The organism is Methylobacterium sp. P1-11 (genome assembly GCF_008329595.1).
Lineage (GTDB): Bacteria > Pseudomonadota > Alphaproteobacteria > Rhizobiales > Beijerinckiaceae > Methylobacterium.
Map to the genome: position 1 here is coordinate 1 of NZ_NPKS01000033.1, position 15,968 is coordinate 15,968.

The following is a 15,968-nucleotide window of genomic DNA, read 5'->3' on the forward strand; positions in this document are numbered from 1 at the left end:
CCACCGACGCGGGCACCGCCCTAACCCACGGACCCGCCCGGTCAGCCACCAGACGGGCCCCATGACGGACGCCGCGGGATCGCTCCCGAAGTGCCGTGGGCAGGTGCGGCTAGGAAGCATAAAATAGGAACATTGTCAAGACGGAATGGCCCAGGCGACGCTCTGCGTGCGTCATGCGGCCTCCGTCGATCCGCGCCGTCATCCCGGGCCCCGCTGCGCGGCCCCGGGATGACGGGGGAGGCTGCTGCGATGCATTCGCACGAGACCTGGGACATCCCCCGAGCGGGAGAGAAAACGGGATTCCTCAGGACCGCGCCGTCCGCCCGCCTCACACGGCGACCGCCGCCTGCGGCCGCGCGGGTTCCCCGGCCTCGCGGATCGGCGCAGCGAAGAGCGTGCGGCAATACGCGATCAGCCGGTCGGTCCGCTCCGCGCCGCTCCGGAAGGCGATGTGCCCGTCCGGGCGCACCAGCACGAGCGCCGGCTGACCCTCCAGCCCGTAGGCGGCGTGCGCCCGGCCGTCCAGGTCGGAGAGGACGGGGATATCCGCGGCCGCGATCAGGGGCCCGGCGAGGACGAGCCGCGAACGCAGCCAGGGCCAGGGCGCGACGGCCCGGATGGCCTCGAGCAGGGCCGGGCCCGCATCCGGGGACCGGCCGTCGAAGCACAGCAGCGCCCAGCCCGCCGTCCATCCGTCCGGGTTGTAGAGGAACGGGAACAGGCTCGTGCGCGCCCCGTCCCGCATCACCGCGGCGTCCGGGGCGCGCTGTCCCGGCTTCGGCCCCGGACGCAGCAGATTCGTCAGGGCGGACAGATGATCCGCGTTCAGGGGGCTCCGGGGATAGTCCACCCCCATCTGCTGCATGTCGTCCGTTCCCTGCAGCAGGGAGCCCAGGTTCGGCAGCGCCTTCGCGGCCAGCCCCAGCAGGGTGTCGGTGACCGGGCCGCGGTAGACGGTCCACCGGAAGCCGCGCGCCTGCTGGGCGCTCAGCCGGGCGTGCTCGCCGCCGCGCTCGCGGTCGTAGGAGTCGAGGACGACCGGCGCCGCCTCGCCCCGCAGGGTCATGGCCAGCCGCCACGCGATCTCGACCGCATCGTGCAGGCCCGCATTCATGCCCTGGCCGCCGATCGGCAGGGACAGGTGCCCGGCATCGCCCGCCAGGAACACGCGGCCCCGCGCGTAGCCGGGCGAGACTCCGTAGTCGAAGCGGCTGTGCGTGAGCCATTGCGGATCGCTCAAGGTGAGGGTCTCGTCCCCGGTGACCTCCCGTGCGACCGCCTGGATCTCGTCGAGCGTCGGGTCGCGGTCCGGCACGCCGGTGTCGTCGGCCAGGAAGAACAGCCGATGGTAGCCGCCCCAGACCGGCAGGATGCCCGCGAAGCCGCGCGCGTAATAGAAGAACCAGAGCTGGTCGGGCTCCTGCGAGCGGCGCCAGGACAGCTTGGCGTCGACCTGCCTGTTCATGCAGCCGGGGAGCCGCTCGGGCTCGAAATCCAGGCCGAGCCGGGCGCGGATCGTGCTCCGCGCCCCGTCCGCGGCCACGCAGTAGCGGCCGCGCAGCCGTGTCTCCTCGCCGTCCGCGCCGCGCTTGAGCACCACGGTGACGCCCCCTTCGTCCTGGAGGACGTCGATCACCGTGCAGCCCCGTTCCAGCCGGCCGCCGCGCGCCTCGAACGCATCGATCAGGGTCCGCTCGATCACGTCCTGGCCGCTGTAGAGGACGTCGGGATGGGGGCTGGCGACGTCCGCGATGGGGATGGGGGTTGTCGGCGTGCCGTTGACGAAGAAGTTGATGGTGTGGACGGAATAGGCCTTCTCCGCGAGGGCGTCGCGCAGGCCGATGCCGGCGAGCAGCTCCTGCGGCCGGGCCCAGAGGTTGTTGGCCCGTGAATAGGTCTTGACCGCTTCGCGCTGCTCCAGGAGCAGGCACGAAACGCCGTGATGGCGCAGGGCGCAGCCCGTGGTCAGGCCGATCGGTCCTGCGCCGACGACGATGACGTCGGTGTCGTAGCCCAGGGCGGCGTTGGCTTCGGTCATCCGTGGGTCTCCTGTCTGGTCTCGTGTCGAGTCTCCTGTCCGGACGTGGCGGCGATGGATGCGATGGCGCCGTGGGAGGCGCCGATCCGCTGCTGCAGGGCCTGGAGGAGCGTTCCGGCGGCCTCGATCGCCTCGGGCGCGAGACCCTCGGTGAGCCCGTCCGACCAGAGGTCGTTGCGCGCCATCGCCTGCCGGTAGGCATCCGCGCCGCGCGGGGTCATGGCGACGAGCGGGGCGCGGCGGTGATGGGGATTGGGTTCGAGCCGGACCAGCCCGTCGGCGCGCATGTCGTCGACGACGCGCTGCACCGACTGGCGGGCGAGGCCCATGTTGCGGGCGATATGGGCGACGGGCAGCGGGGCCGGCGCGAGGGCGATGGCCCCCAGCACCTGCCAGCGGGCGCTGGTCAGCCCGAGGTCCTGCACCAGGAGGTCGCCCGCCGCGAGCAGGTCGCCATTGAGGCGGAACACCGCGACCACGAGACCCGACAGGGCATGGCGGGCTCGGTCCTGTGGTGTTGGGGACGGATCGGACTCCATCGGATGCGTCCTTGCGACAGGATATTGTCGATTTGACAGTTTACTGTCAACGTGGACACAACGCGGTCCCCGGCCGGCCGGTTCCGGACGGCTGGATGTCGGAGGCGGTTGGGGGCGTCCGTGCCCTACGCCACCCCGGCGAGGTCCCCGAACAGCGACAGCATCACCGGGCGCCGGTCGAGGTTGTAGATCGCCGCCTCCCGGGCAGCGCGGCCGAACCGGTCGGCGACCTCCACCAGGGCGGCGAGGCGGGCGGGGGGCTCGTCCCGGCGCCGGTCGAGTTCGGCCGAGACGAAGCGCAGCACCGCGTCCTGGGCGGCCTCGAACCGCGCCTCCGCGTCGCGGCCCGCCAGGGTCTCGGCGAGCTTGAGCACCCGGCCCCAGTCGGGATTGCGCGCCCGCGCCAGCAGGGTCTCGATCTCGGCCACGAGGCCGGCGGTGACCGGGTCGAGCATCGCGAGCGCCCGGGCGACCGAGCCCTCGCACTGGGCCAGCGCCCGGGCCAGGGCGGCCTCGTCGGGCTGCGGGAAGGGCTCGGGCAGGCCGCGCACCACCCGGGCGACGTCCTCGGCCGGGAGGGGGCGCAGCATCAGCGCCCGGCAGCGGGAGCGGATCGTCGGGAGCAGCCGGCCGGGCTGGTGGGACAGGATCAGGAACAGCGCCCGGGGCGGTGGCTCCTCCAGGACCTTGAGCAGGGCGTTGGCGGCGTTGGCGTTCAGGTCCTCGGCGCTGTCGAGGATGCAGACGCGCCAGCCGGAATCCGCGGCCGTCGAGGCGAACAGGTCCAGGGCCCGGCGCACCATGTCGACCGAGATCTTGGTCGGCAGCGCCTTGGCGCCGGCGACCCGGTGGCGGCGCAGGACCACGAGATTCGGATGCGACAGGCCCGCCACCTTGCCGAGGACGGCATCGCCCGCCGGCACGTCGAGGCCGGCCGGACCGCCGCCGCCGGGATAGGCGAGCAGGCGGCGTGCGACCCGGTAGGCCAGCGTCGCCTTGCCGATGCCGGGGGCGCCCCCGAGCAGCCAGGCATGGTGCAGGCGCCCCGCCGCGATCGCGGCCGCGAAGGACTCGGCGGCGGCCGCGTGACCGACCAGCCCCAGGGTCTCGCGCGGGCGCGCGATCCCGGGCAGGTCCCCGGGCTCGACGTCGTCGGCGACGCGGTCGGCGAGCTTCATGCGCAGATCGTCATGCGAAGGTCTTCATGCGAAGTCTTCATGCGAAAGCTTCATGCCGAGGGCGTCCTGGCGCGAGCCCGGCTCCGTCCGGCGCTCCCGCCGGTGCCGCTGAGCCGCTGCTTACCGCGATGAAGCCGGGCTCGGATAGGGCAGGCATAGCCTCACGCCGCATCGCCGCTTCTGCCCTCGCCCTGCAGCAGGGCCGGCAGACGGGACGCGACAACGGCGCGGATCGCCGCCTCGACCGTGTCGGGATCGCGGGCCGCGTCGATCACCGCGCAGCGGTCCGGCTCGGCCCGGGCGATCGCCAGGAAGGCTTCCCGCAGCCGGATGTGGAAGTCGAGGGCCTCGGCCTCGAACCGGTCGGCCCCCTGCCCCGTCCTGGCACCGCGCCCGGCCGCGCGGGCGAGGCCGGCCTCGGGGGCGAGGTCGAGGATCAGGGTGAGGTCGGGCCGGGTCGGGCCGACGACGACGCGCTCCAGGGTGTCGACGATCCCGGGATCGAGCCCCCCGGCGGCGCCCTGATAGGCCCGGGTCGAGTCGATGAAGCGGTCGCACAGCACGGTCTCGCCCCGGCGCAGGGCCGGGCGGATCAGCCGGTCGAGGTGGTCGATCCGGGCGGCGCTGAACAGCAGGGCTTCCGCGAAGGCGCCGTAGGGCTTGGCGACGCCGTCGAGCAGCGCCGTGCGGATCTCCTCCGCCCGTGGCGAGCCGCCGGGCTCGCGCGTCACGCAGACGGGCCGGCCCGACCGCGCGCGCAGGGTCGCGGCGAGGCGGGCGATCTGGGTCGACTTGCCGGCCCCCTCCCCGCCCTCGAAGGTGATGAAGGCGCCGCCCGCCTGCGCGGGATCCCCGGGCCGCGGCACGGTCACGCGCGCGCCGTCACGACGGGTTGGCCGCCCCGGCAGCACCCTTGTCGCTTCCCTTGTCACTGCCTTTGCCGGCCCGGTCGAGCGCCTTGCGGACGAGGCCGGTGCCGAATTCCAGCGCCGCATCCATCGCCCTCTGCGACAGGGTGCCGGGCTCCACCGCGGCGCCGGCGAAGAGCGGCTGGTCGAGGGCGACGGTGTCGCCGCGCTGGATGCGCAGGATACCGACCCGCTGGCCCTCCTCCACCGGGGCGACCAGCGGCCCGGTATAGACCACCTTGCCGCTGACCCGGTCGTTGGAGCCGCGGGGCAGCAGCACCCGCACAGGCTTCTTCGCCACCAGCGGCACCGAGCCCGACTGGCCGCCGAACACCGAGGCCTCGGCCACGGTCTCGCCCGGCGCGAAGACCTGCCGGGGCTCGAAGGCGCGGAACCCCCATTCCATCAGCTTGCGCGACTCGGCGGCGCGGTCCCGGGCGGTCTTGAGCCCCGAGACCACCAGCACCAGCCGCTGGCCGTTCTGCACGGCCGAGCCGGTGAGCGCGTAGCCGGATTCCTCCAGGTAGCCGGTCTTGAGCCCGTCCGCGCCGATGTCGAGGGCGAGCAAGGGGTTCCGGTTCTGCTGGCGGATCTTGTTCCAGGTGAACTCCTTCTCGGCGAAGATCTTGTAGTAGTCCGGATAGGTGTCGATGATGTGGAGCGCGAGCTTGGCCATGTCCCGGGCCGTGACCTTCTGGTCGGGCGCCGCGTAGCCGGTGGCGTTGCGGAAGGTCGAGTTCGTCAGCCCGATCTCCTTGGCGCGCTGGTTCATCAGCCCGGCGAAGGCCTCCTCGGAGCCGGCCATGTTCTCCGCGATGGTGATCGCCGCGTCGTTGCCCGACTGCACGATCAGGCCGCGCAGCAGGTCCGCCATCTTGATGCGGCTGTTGACCTGCGCGAACATCGACGAGCCGCCGCCCCCCGCACCGCCGCGCTTCCACGCGTCCTCGGTGACGGTGAACTCCGTGTCCATCGACAGACGGCCGGATTTCAGCGCCTCGAACACGATGTCGGTGGTCATCAGCTTGGCCATGCTGGCCGGGGAGAAGCGCTCGTCGGCGGCCTTCTCGAACAGGACCGAGCCGGAATCCGCGTCGATCAGGATCGCGTGCGGGGCCGCGGTCTGGAAGCCCTGCGCGGCGGCGGCGGCGAGCCCGGCGCCCAGCGCGCAGGCGGCCGCGAGAAGGGTGAGAAGGGGTCTGCGCATCGCCGTTCCGTCCCACGCCTGCCGTCGGGCCGGAAGCGTCCCGGCCGTATCCCAATAACAAGCGTGACCATATTACGGTTTCGGCGCCGGATCGAATGCGAAATGCCGCATCGGCGGCCGGATCCTCGGGCCGGCCTGGCCGCGCCGTGTCGGCGGCCGGCCTCAGTAGATCCCGGCGAGGCGGGGGTGGCGCGCATCGGCGGCGGTCTTGGTGGCCGGCGCCTTCGGCCCGGCAGCCTTGGCGGACGACGCCTGCGTGGAGGGGGCGCCACCCTTCGACGCGACCGCCTTGGCCGGCACCGCGGCGAGGCGCGCCATGGCGAGCTTGGCCGCGGCCGGCATCGCCGAGGCGGGCGCCGAAGAGGGCGCCGAAGAGGCCTTGGCGAGCTTCGTCGGCCCGGGCGCCGGAGCCCCGCGGCCGTGGATCTCGGCGAGCGCCGGACGGGCCGCCGGACCGGGCTTCGGGGCGAATTTCCCGGCGGCATGGCCCTGCGGCGCCGCCGGTGCGAGGGCCGGGTTGAGACCGGCGACTTTCAGGTTCCCGGTCCCGAGGCCGCCGCCCTTGGCCGCGGCGCTCTGGACGGGGGCCGGCCGGAACTCCCGCACCCGGAGGGCGGTGGGCTGCACGGCCGCCGGGACCGTGACGGCGGCCGAGGCCAGCACGATCGGCGCGCGCACCGGCGCATTCCTCTCGGGCCGGGCGGCCGGGGCCTCGGCGGGCTCCTCGCGCTCCGGAGCGGGATCCTGGGCCGGCTTGAAGGCGAGCGCCGGGGCGGAGCGCGTGTAGCGCTCCGTGTCCTCCGTCGGGCCGAGATCGGCCATCATCACGGCCGAGCGGCCGGCCGGCCGCCCGTCGGTGCGCAGGCTGGCGAGCAGCTTGCGGTCGTCGCTGCCGGCGACCGAGGCCTTGCCGACATACTCGACGCGCACATGCGCGGTGCCCCTGCGGTGGAAGCCCAGCGCATCGGCCGCCTCCTCCGACACGTCCATGACGCGCCCGGCATGGTAGGGGCCGCGGTCGTTGACCCGCACCACCATCGAGTAGCCGTTCTCGAGATTCGTCACCCGGGCGTAGCTCGGCAGCGGCAGGGTCGGGTGGGCGGCGGCGATCGAGTGGCGGTCGAACACCTCGCCGTTGGCGGTCATGCGGCCGTGGAAGGCCGAGCCGTACCAGGAGGCGAGCCCCTCGCGCACGTAGCCGTTCGGATTCTCCTTCGGCACGTAGGTCTGGCCGGCCACCACGTAGGGCTTGCCGGTGTAGCGGCGCCCGCCGCCCTTCGGGATCACGTCGCCCTCGTTGTAGAGGCGCGGGCTCGCCTTGACCCCGTATTTCGGGTCGATGCCGTTCCCGGCGGCGAGCTTCTGCTGGGGCGAGGTCGCGCAATTGGCCGTGGCCAGGGCCACGCCCGAGACGGCCATGAGCCGCAGGGCGAGGCGCGCCGGCCGGGGGAGCGTCGTGCGCACCATCGTGGGGTTCACCAAACTCTACGCGTGACCGGGACCGGACCGAAGCCGGCTGGCCGTGAGGACGGTCAGCCGATCCACCGAGAATTGTATCGGTCGCGTAAAGGAAGCCTGAACGGCGCCGCGCGGCGGGGTTCAGATGCCGGGCTGCGCGGCTGTCCGGATCTCGAGCGATGCCTGAAGGTCAGCGATCAAGTCACTGGAGAGGAAGAAATAATCGGCATCCGGTCAGCGCAGGCCCCCTCCCGTCTCAAGGGGCGCCGCGCCCCCTGTTCCGTGCGGGACAGGGGCGGGGTGCGGATCGAGACGGCCCGGGACGGAGCGCGCCGCGGCGGTCTCACACCGGTCGATCCGCGCCGTCCTTCCGGGGCGCCGCAGGCGGGTCCGCATCGAGAGCGGCACGCCGGAGGCGGGCAATCCAGAACCAGGATCGGTGCAAAGACTTGCCGCCTCGGCGCGTCTGGATCCCGGGTTCCGCCGTGCGGCCCCGGGATGACGGGGTCACGCGGCCGCCCCGGGCCCGAATCCGCCGGCGCTCAGCGGCTCTGCGCGTCGGTGAGCTGCGCGATGGACTGGGCGCCCCGTTGCTTGAACAGCAGGTCGAGGCCCTCCAGCATCAGGGCGTGCATCTTGGTCCGCTCGGCATAGGCGAGGTCACGCAGCTGGTCGTAGACCGGCGGCTCCAGGTAGACCGACATCTGGCGGGCCCGCTGCTTGAGCGTGGCCGCAGGCTTCGGCGCCGGGGGCGCGAGGGCGAGCGACACGATCTCGGCGCCCTGCGGCCGGGCCGCCAAGGGCCGGGCCGGCGGGCTCGCCGAGGCGACGATTGCCGCGAGGCTGAGCTTAGGCGGCTTTGACATGCTGGCCCGTCCTCAGGGACTGCGTGCGGCGCTCGATCCACGACCAGAGGCGGCGGACCTCCCCGGCGGCCTGCCCCTTCGGGTTGAACTCGGTGACGCCCTGGCCGAGGCCGATCGCGTCCTGGTGGTCGGTACGGGCGACGATGTTGACGTCGGGCAGGATGCCGAGCACCGCCAGCCCGTCCGCGGCGTCGCGGACCCGGTAGGAGCGCGGCGGGGTCTGGTTCAGCACGAAGGCGAACTTCTTCTCCAGCCGGTAGATGGCGGCCAGCGTCGGCTTGAACGCTCGCAGATCCGCGGGGGTCGGCCGGCACGGGATGATGCACAGATCCGCCGCGCGGATCGCCGAGAGCGTGCCGGTGGAATCGACGCCGGGCGTGTCGATGAACACGTAGTCGTAGGCCGAGTCGCGCAGGCGCTCCATCACGGCGTCGATCTGGGTGGCGTCGATCTGCGCCACCTCGGGGCCGTCGGCGGTGCGGTGGTCGAGCCAGTCGGAGATCGTCGCCTGCCGGTCCATCTCCAGGATGCAGACCGTATGGCCCGCCTCCCGGGCGGCGACCGCCAGCGAGATGCACAGCGTGCTCTTGCCGCTGCCGCCCTTCTGCGTGACGAAGGTGATCGCTTTCATCCTGGGCGTCCTCCAGAAGGCCCCGTGCATCCGTCCGGGCGCCCACGACCGCTGGTCGCTGCGCCGCTTGGCCAACCTCAGGTATGAGAATTGCGGCGTGCCGCGATCCTGTGACCCAAGGATGGCCTGGCACAGGTTGGGGCCGACATGGTTAACGAGCCGTTAAGACCGCGGTCCGTTCCGGATATCCCGGCCCCGCGCCGGGGCAGGAGATCTTCCTAAACTTCAAGTTAAGATTCTTGGCATATAGAGGGTTAACCGCCTTTCCAGCGACGCCCGGATACCGTAGCGTGAGTGCGGGTGAGACGAGGAGTCTGGTGGGGGTGAAAACCTCAAGTTTAAAGGCAAGGATCGCCCCGGCGAGGAATGGCATGGCCCAAGCCCCGATCCCCCAATCCATTCTGGAAGCGTCCGGCGTCGTGGGCACCTGGGCCCACGATTACTGGGCCGGCCAGCTCGCGCTCTCGGCGCCGCTGGCGGATCTGCTCGGCCTCGACCCCGAGGCCGCCGCCGCCGGCGTGACCCTCGAGGCCTTCCTGGACCGCACCCATCCCGAGGACCGCATCCGGATCGAGAGCTATCTTCACGCGGTCGCCGAGACCGGCGGTCCCGTCGAGGCGGAATTCCGCACGAAGGATACGCGCACCGGGATCCGCACGCTGCTGATGCGCGGCCGGATCGAGCGCGACCCCGCCGGCGGGGCGACCCGGGGGCGGGGCATCGCCATCGACCGCACCGAGGAGCAGGCCGCCAACCTCGTGCAGAGCGAGCGGGTGGTGAACCGGATGGCCGAGCACATCATCGCCCTGCGCGACCTCGCCCGCGCCCTGCACCGGCCGACGCTCACCGACCGGATCGAGCACCTGATGATCGAGATCGGCTTCGAACTCGCCCGCTTCCTGCCCGAGCCCGAGGACGAGCCGCGCCACTGAGCGCAGTGTCGGGCGCGCCGCTGAGGAAGCGCGCGGGCCCGATTGATCGCGCCCGTTCCGGCAAGCTACTGTCCCGGCAACACTTTGCCGGGAGGACGGGGATGGCCCGCGACACGATCTACGACCGCGACCTCGACCGCGTGCCGGCCAACCACCAGCCGCTGACCCCCCTGCTCTATCTCGACCGGGCCGCGCGAGTGTTTCCCGATCACGTGGCTGTGGTCCACGGCGCCCTGCGGCGGTCCTACCGGGACCTCTACGCCCGGGCCCGGCGCCTCGCCTCGGCGCTGGCGGCGCGCGGGCTCGGCCGGGGCGACACCGTGGCGGCCCTGCTCGCCAACACCCCCGAGATGATCGAGTGCCATTACGGCGTGCCGATGACCGGGGCGGTGCTCAACACCCTCAACACCCGCCTCGATACCGACGCGATCCGCTTCTGCCTGGAGCATGGCGAGGCCAAGGTGCTGATCACCGACCGCGAATTCTCGCGGACGGCCGCCGCGGCCCTGGAGGGATTGGAGACCAAGCCCTTCGTGATCGACGTCGACGATCCCGAATACGACGGGCCCGGCACCCGCCTCGGCGCGACCGATTACGAGGCCTTCCTGGCCGGCGGCGACCCGGAGCACGCGTGGCGTCTTCCGGACGACGAGTGGGACGCGATCACCCTGAACTACACGTCGGGCACCACCGGAGACCCGAAGGGCGTGGTCTACCACCATCGCGGGGCGGCCCTGCTGGCGCTCGGCAACGTCATCACGGGCGGGCTCGGGCAGCACCCGGTCTATCTCTGGACCCTGCCGATGTTCCACTGCAACGGCTGGTGCTTCCCCTGGACCCTGTCGATCGTGGCCGGGACCCATGTCTGCCTGCGCCAGGTCCGCGCCGAGGCGATGTACCGGCTGATGGCCGAGCACGCGGTCACGCATCTCTGCGGCGCGCCGATCGTGATGCAGATGCTGATCAACGCCCCCGATTCGGAGCGCCGGGACCTGCCCCGGCGCGTTGCCTTCTTCACTGCCGCCGCCCCGCCGCCGGAGGCGGTGCTGGCCGGCATGTCGGAGGCCGGGTTCGACGTGACCCACCTGTACGGCCTGACGGAGAGCTACGGCCCGGCGGTGGTGAATGCGTGGCACGCCGACTGGGACGCGCTGGCGGCCGACCAGCGGGCGGCCAAGAAGGCCCGCCAGGGCGTGCGCTACCCGGTCCTCGAGGCCCTGGACGTGCGCGACCCGGAGACGCTGGAGCCGGTCCCCGCCGACGGGGCCACGATCGGCGAGGTGATGATGCGCGGCAACGTGGTGATGCGCGGCTACCTCAAGAACCCGGCCGCCACGCAGGCCGCCTTCAAGGGCGGCTGGTTCCGCACCGGCGACCTCGGGGTGAAGCATCCGGACGGCTACGTGCAGCTCAAGGACCGCTCGAAGGACATCATCATCTCAGGGGGCGAGAACATCTCGTCGATCGAGGTCGAGGACGCCCTGTTCAAGCACCCGGCGGTGGCCGCCGCCGCGGTGGTGGCCAAGCCTGATGCGAAATGGGGCGAGACGCCCTGCGCCTTCGTCGAGCTGAAAGCCGGTGCGACCCCGAGTGCCGACGAGCTGATCCAATGGTGCCGGGGACGGCTCGCCGCCTTCAAGCTCCCCCGCCACGTGGTGTTCGGCGAGCTGCCCAAGACCTCCACCGGCAAGGTGCAGAAGTTCCTCCTGCGGGAGCGGGCCCGGCAGGACGAGGCCTGACCCGGCCTCCGCCCAAGACTGGCCGAAGACTGGCCCAAGACCGGCCCGAGCCCGGCGGGACGCCGCGGCTCCGGCCGTCATCGCGCGCAACGCAGCGGACCAGGGTTGCGCGACCGACCTCGCGCGGGGCACGGGGCGCGGGACCGGTCTCGGGCCGCGCGGGGACGGAAGCCGGCGTGAGCCGGCCTCGCGCCCGGTCAGGCCTGCGGCGGATCCCGGCGGTCGATGCGGACCGGGACCGGCACGGCCTCCGGGGCTGACCCGGCGCCGCGGAGGTCGGCCAGGATCTGCGCGACGAAGGCCTGAAGCGACATCAGACTGAACAGGGCGATGGACGCGACCAGGGCGGCGGAGACCAGGGTCTTGGCGGTTTCGGGATCCACGGCGGGAGTCCTTGGCTTTGCCCCGCCACGGGCGATCCGGGCGAGGGGCGCCGCGAGGGCGCCGGTGCTTCCCCAAGGTGGGCGCGCCGCCCGCGCCGCGCCAGCATCGCCGGGATCGCGCCTGGCATGCGCCGGGGGCCGGGCTCGGCCGCAATCCTGGTTACCGCGACGCTTCGTCGGACGACATGTCGCCTGACCCCGCACCGGGCATCGTACGGGACGGTGCAGCTTTCCAGCTTGGCCGAACGTTGCGTATCCCGCAATAAGCGCCGGCGCGGAGCGGCGCGCATCCGGGAGAGACGGCATGGCCGGCAACGGCATCGCGAACGGCGCCCTCGCGGCGCTGCTCGCCGTTCAGGGGCTCGGCCTGGCCGCGGGACTGGCGTCTGGGCCCGCCCGGGCCCAGGGGGCGGTCCCGGCCCAGCTGCCGGCGCAGGTCGCGCCCTCCTCCGCCGCCCCGCCGGGGCCGCCCCGGCCGCAGCCCGAGGCGCCGGTCCCGTCCGAGCCGGTGACCCGCGCCGGCTACTCCTACATCGGCGGCCGCTACGAGAAGCTCGGCGACAAGACCGTCATGGTCGGCCAGATGTTCGTGCAGTCGCGCAGTCCGGCCCGGATCACGCAGCCCTACCCGGTGGTGATGGTCCACGGCCTCGCCCAGACCGGCGTGAACTACCTCGCCACCGCGGACGGCCGGCCGGGCTGGGTGCAGCGCTTCGTCGAGAAGGGCTATCAGGTCTACGTGGTCGACCAGGTCGGGCGCGGGCGCTCGGGCACCAATCCGGAGGTCTACGGGCCCTACGACCGGCTCGGCACCCGCAGCCTGGAGCGCACCCACACGGCCCCGGAGGTCTACGACCTCTATCCGCAGGCCAAGCTCCACACCCGCTGGCCGGGCGGGGCCGGCGTGCAGGGCAACGCCGCCTTCGACCAGTTCTTCGCCAGCCAGGTCCCGTTCCTCGCCAACAGCCAGCAGACCGAGGAGCTGGTCGATCCCGCCCTGGTGGCGCTGCTGGACAGGATCGGGCCGGCTATCCTGCTGACCCACGGCCAGGGAGCCCTGTTCGGCTGGGCGGCCTCGGATGCGCGGCCGGACCTCGTGAAGGCGCATGTCGCCGTCGAACCGAACGGGCCGCCCTTCTTCGACGTGCAGTTCCGCGGCGGCAAGGAGTTCTGGGAGAAGACCGGCGACGGGCGCGCCCGCGCCTACGGGCTGACCCGCATGCCGCTGACCTTCGAGCCGCCGGTCAAGGCGCCCGAGGACCTGAGTGTGGCGCAGCAGGCCAAGGGATCCGAGTCCAAGCCGGACAAGGCGCCGGACGGGCGGATCCGCTGCTGGCTGCAGGGCGAGCCCGTCCGGGCCCTGCCGAACCTCGCCAGGGTGCCGACCGTGGTGGTGACCGCGGAAGCCTCCTTCCACGCCACCTACGACGACTGCACCGTCGCCTTCCTGACCCAGGCCGGCGCCAGGCCGGACGTGGTCCGGCTGGCCGACCAGGGCCTCCGCGGCAACGGCCACATGATGATGCTGGAGGCCAACAGCGACGCCGTGGCGGACGTCCTGGCCGGCTGGCTCGCGGGCCGCGTGAAGTAGCCCCGCCGGGCCGCGACCGCCGCTCCACCGATACGTGTCGCAACAGCAACAGCCGTCGCCTTCCGCGTGAAGGCCGCTTGCGGCCGAGCCCGGCTGTCCGTAGTCCGGATATAGAAAAGGCAAGTATTACAGTAGTTTATCACAATTCTAAACAGCGCGGCTGAGGCGTCGGGGGCGAATCCGGCGGGCGCGGCCGGCTGCCCGCAGCGTCGCATCCGGCAAGAGACCATGAGAGCCGCCCACCCCTTCCCCAGCGTCACCCTGCGGGCCCTGCTCGCCGGCGCCTCGCTCGCCGTGCTGGCGCAGGCCGCGCCGAGCTTCGCTCAGGACGCGACGCCGCCGCGCCGCGGCACCGCCAACCCGGCGGCCGGCGGCACCGTGCAGCTCGAGGAGCTGAGCGTCACCGGCCAGGGCGGCGGCGGTCCGGCCTCCGCGGTCCGCGCCGGTGCGCCCGCGCGCGCCGTGGAGAGCCCGACCGGCCCGATCGACGGTTACGTCGCCCGGCGCTCGGCCACCGCGACCAAGACCAACACGCCGCTGATCGAGACGCCGCAATCGATCACGGTCGTGGGCCGCCAGCAGATCGACACGCAGAACGCTCAGACCCTGCAGCAGGCGACGCAATACGTCGCCGGCACCTATGCGGGCACCTTCGGGGCGGATTCGCGCCTCGACTATTTCCAGCTGCGCGGCTTCGTGGCGAGCGATTACGGCCTCTACCGGGACGGCCTGCAGCTCCTGAACTACGGCTTCGCGTATTACCGGATCAACACCTTCGGGCTGGAGCGCGTCGAGGTGCTGCGCGGCCCCGCCGCGGTGCTGTTCGGCGCCGGCAATCCCGGCGGCCTGATCAACCAGGTCACCAAGCGCCCGACCGAGAGCCCGTTCGGGCTGATCGAGGTCGGCGGCGGCTCCTTCGACCAGCGCTACGCCGCCTTCGACGTCGGCGGCCCGGCCGACCGGGAGGGCCACTGGTTCACCCGCCTCACCGGCTATGCCCGCAACGGCGGCACGCAGGTCCAGGGCGCGCCGGACGACAGCTACTACATCGCGCCGGCCTTCACCTATAAGCCGGACGGGGCGACCCGGTTCACGATCCTGTCGAGCTTCCAGCACGACAACACGGCGGTGACCTCGAACTTCCTGCCCTATTACGGCACGGTGAAGCCGACGGTGCTGGGCCTGCGCATCCCGCGCTCGCTCAATGTCGGCGATGCCGGCTTCAACACCTTCCGGCGCGACCAGGCCTTCATCGGCTACGAGTTCGAGCACGCCTTCGACGAGACCTGGACGGTCCGCCAGAACGCCCGCTACGCCTTCGCGGAGAGCTACCAGAACTCCTATATCGGCCAGCTCGGCTACGCCGATCCGCAGCAGACGCAGCTCGCCCGCTACCTGTTCCGGGACCACGCCAAGGTCGCCCAGCTCGACGTCGACACCCAGGCCGAGGCCCTCTTCTCCGACGGCTTCTTCAGGCACGACTTCCTGATGGGCGTGGAATACCGGAACTTCCAGATCCACGACAACCAGGCTTCGGGCTTCCCGGGCCCGAACCTCAACATCCTCGCGCCGATCTACGGCCCGCAGACGGTCTCGGCCTCGCCCTACCTGATCCAGGCGGATTCGTTCCAGCAGGTCGGCCTCTACTTCCAGGACCAGATCAAGCTCACGCCGGAGCTGAGCCTGATCCTCGGCGGCCGTCAGGACTTCGTCGACAATCGGGTCTACGACCGCCTGACGCCCGCCAACAGCAACGGCCGCAACGACAGCGCCTTCACCTACCGGGCGGCGGCGATCTACAATTTCGACTTCGGCCTCGCGCCGTACGTGATGTACTCGACCTCGTTCCAGCCGCTGATCGGCACCGACATCAACGGCCAGACCTTCAAGCCGGAGACGGGCGACCAGATCGAGGGCGGCGTCAAGTTCGAGCCGCCGGGCCAGGGCTATTTCCTGACGTTCGCCGGCTTCGACATCCACCGCAACAACGTGCAGACCCCGAACCCGCTGAACACGCTGTTCCAGACCCAGATCGGTGCGGTGCGCTCCACCGGCTTCGAGTCGCAGCTCGTGGCCAACCTGTTCGACGGGCTCAACGTGGTGGCCTCCTACACGGTGTTCGGGATCAACACCGTGCGGGGCAACCCCGGCCAGCTCGGGCGCGTGCCGGTCAACACCCCGGAGAACTTCGCCAACCTGTTCTTCGACTACACGATCCCGACCGGCGACTGGCGCGGCTTCGGCTTCGGCGGCGGCGTGCGCTATATCGGGCGCTCCTTCGCGGATGTCGGCAACACCCTGCGCCTGCCGGATTACGTGCTGTTCGACGCGCAGGTGCATTACGATTACGAGAACTGGCGCTTCCAGGTGAACGCCACGAACCTCGCCGACCGGCGCTTCGTCTCGTCCTGCCAGGCGGAGAATTCCTGCTTCTACGGCGACGCCCGGCGGGTGCTGGCGAAGGTCAGCTACAAGTGGTGAGGCGGCCGGGGCGGTCC

13 protein-coding genes are annotated in these 15,968 nt (G+C 71.9%); 4 read left to right on the plus strand and 9 right to left on the minus strand.

The window, feature by feature from the left end:
• Positions 1–328: 328 nt before the first annotated feature.
• The 8 genes from CIW48_RS25920 to CIW48_RS25955 all read right to left on the minus strand — a co-directional run bounded on the left by CIW48_RS25920 (position 329) and on the right by CIW48_RS25955 (position 8,825).
• A complete protein-coding gene (locus tag CIW48_RS25920; RefSeq protein WP_149313323.1) occupies positions 329–2,038 on the minus strand; it encodes an FAD-dependent monooxygenase in 1,710 nt (569 codons plus the stop codon).
• On the minus strand, positions 2,035–2,577 hold the full coding sequence (locus CIW48_RS25925) for a helix-turn-helix domain-containing protein (protein ID WP_149313324.1): 543 nt from the start codon (positions 2,575–2,577) through the stop codon (positions 2,035–2,037). Before CIW48_RS25925 ends, CIW48_RS25920 begins: the two co-directional genes overlap by 4 nt.
• Before the next feature lie 125 nt (positions 2,578–2,702).
• Entirely contained in the window at positions 2,703–3,755 is a 1,053-nt protein-coding gene (locus tag CIW48_RS25930) for a DNA polymerase III subunit delta' (protein WP_149313325.1), read from the minus strand.
• Between the two features lie 161 nt (positions 3,756–3,916).
• Complete coding sequence (gene tmk / locus CIW48_RS25935) at positions 3,917–4,627, minus strand: dTMP kinase (protein ID WP_149313326.1); 711 nt, start codon at positions 4,625–4,627, stop codon at positions 3,917–3,919.
• 10 nt (positions 4,628–4,637) lie between these two features.
• Entirely contained in the window at positions 4,638–5,870 is a 1,233-nt protein-coding gene (locus CIW48_RS25940; RefSeq protein ID WP_149313327.1) for a D-alanyl-D-alanine carboxypeptidase family protein, read from the minus strand.
• A gap of 162 nt (positions 5,871–6,032) precedes the next feature.
• Positions 6,033–7,337 carry a septal ring lytic transglycosylase RlpA family protein gene (locus CIW48_RS25945; protein ID WP_149313383.1) on the minus strand — a complete coding sequence of 435 codons (1,305 nt, stop codon included), beginning with the start codon at positions 7,335–7,337 and terminating at the stop codon, positions 6,033–6,035.
• A 533-nt stretch (positions 7,338–7,870) separates the two neighbouring features.
• Entirely contained in the window at positions 7,871–8,194 is a 324-nt protein-coding gene (locus CIW48_RS25950; protein ID WP_149313328.1) for a ribbon-helix-helix domain-containing protein, read from the minus strand.
• Entirely contained in the window at positions 8,178–8,825 is a 648-nt protein-coding gene (locus tag CIW48_RS25955) for a ParA family protein (protein WP_091787135.1), read from the minus strand. Before CIW48_RS25955 ends, CIW48_RS25950 begins: the two co-directional genes overlap by 17 nt.
• A gap of 371 nt (positions 8,826–9,196) precedes the next feature.
• Between CIW48_RS25955 and CIW48_RS25960 the strand changes: the two genes are divergently transcribed.
• Together CIW48_RS25960 and CIW48_RS25965 are read left to right on the plus strand one after the other, a co-directional pair.
• On the plus strand, positions 9,197–9,757 hold the full coding sequence (locus CIW48_RS25960) for a PAS domain-containing protein (RefSeq protein ID WP_149313329.1): 561 nt from the start codon (positions 9,197–9,199) through the stop codon (positions 9,755–9,757).
• A 101-nt stretch (positions 9,758–9,858) separates the two neighbouring features.
• The gene (locus CIW48_RS25965; RefSeq protein ID WP_149313330.1) at positions 9,859–11,496 is read left to right on the plus strand and encodes an acyl-CoA synthetase; all 1,638 of its coding nucleotides are present in this window, start codon (positions 9,859–9,861) and stop codon (positions 11,494–11,496) included.
• A gap of 197 nt (positions 11,497–11,693) precedes the next feature.
• Here CIW48_RS25965 and CIW48_RS25970 read toward each other — a convergent pair whose 3' ends face one another.
• Positions 11,694–11,879, minus strand: a complete 186-nt coding sequence (locus CIW48_RS25970) for a hypothetical protein (protein WP_149313331.1) — start codon at positions 11,877–11,879, stop codon at positions 11,694–11,696.
• Positions 11,880–12,183: 304 nt separating this feature from the next.
• On the opposite strand from CIW48_RS25970, the gene CIW48_RS25975 reads away from it, so the two are divergent.
• Positions 12,184–13,470, plus strand: a complete 1,287-nt coding sequence (locus tag CIW48_RS25975; protein WP_149313332.1) for an alpha/beta hydrolase — start codon at positions 12,184–12,186, stop codon at positions 13,468–13,470.
• A 228-nt stretch (positions 13,471–13,698) separates the two neighbouring features.
• Positions 13,699–15,951, plus strand: a complete 2,253-nt coding sequence (locus tag CIW48_RS25980) for a TonB-dependent siderophore receptor (protein WP_149313333.1) — start codon at positions 13,699–13,701, stop codon at positions 15,949–15,951.
• The last annotated feature ends 17 nt before the right edge of the window (positions 15,952–15,968 follow it).

Coding starts and splice junctions, on each gene's coding strand:
- CIW48_RS25950 (WP_149313328.1), bottom strand. CDS start 8,194: ATGTCAAAGCCGCCTAAGCTCAGCCTCGCGGCAATCGTCGCCTCGGCG.
- CIW48_RS25980 (WP_149313333.1), top strand. CDS start 13,699: ATGAGAGCCGCCCACCCCTTCCCCAGCGTCACCCTGCGGGCCCTGCTC.
- CIW48_RS25975 (WP_149313332.1), top strand. CDS start 12,184: ATGGCCGGCAACGGCATCGCGAACGGCGCCCTCGCGGCGCTGCTCGCC.
- CIW48_RS25920 (WP_149313323.1), bottom strand. CDS start 2,038: ATGACCGAAGCCAACGCCGCCCTGGGCTACGACACCGACGTCATCGTC.
- CIW48_RS25965 (WP_149313330.1), top strand. CDS start 9,859: ATGGCCCGCGACACGATCTACGACCGCGACCTCGACCGCGTGCCGGCC.
- CIW48_RS25930 (WP_149313325.1), bottom strand. CDS start 3,755: ATGAAGCTCGCCGACCGCGTCGCCGACGACGTCGAGCCCGGGGACCTG.
- CIW48_RS25940 (WP_149313327.1), bottom strand. CDS start 5,870: ATGCGCAGACCCCTTCTCACCCTTCTCGCGGCCGCCTGCGCGCTGGGC.
- CIW48_RS25945 (WP_149313383.1), bottom strand. CDS start 7,337: ATGGTGCGCACGACGCTCCCCCGGCCGGCGCGCCTCGCCCTGCGGCTC.
- CIW48_RS25955 (WP_091787135.1), bottom strand. CDS start 8,825: ATGAAAGCGATCACCTTCGTCACGCAGAAGGGCGGCAGCGGCAAGAGC.
- CIW48_RS25960 (WP_149313329.1), top strand. CDS start 9,197: ATGGCCCAAGCCCCGATCCCCCAATCCATTCTGGAAGCGTCCGGCGTC.
- CIW48_RS25925 (WP_149313324.1), bottom strand. CDS start 2,577: ATGGAGTCCGATCCGTCCCCAACACCACAGGACCGAGCCCGCCATGCC.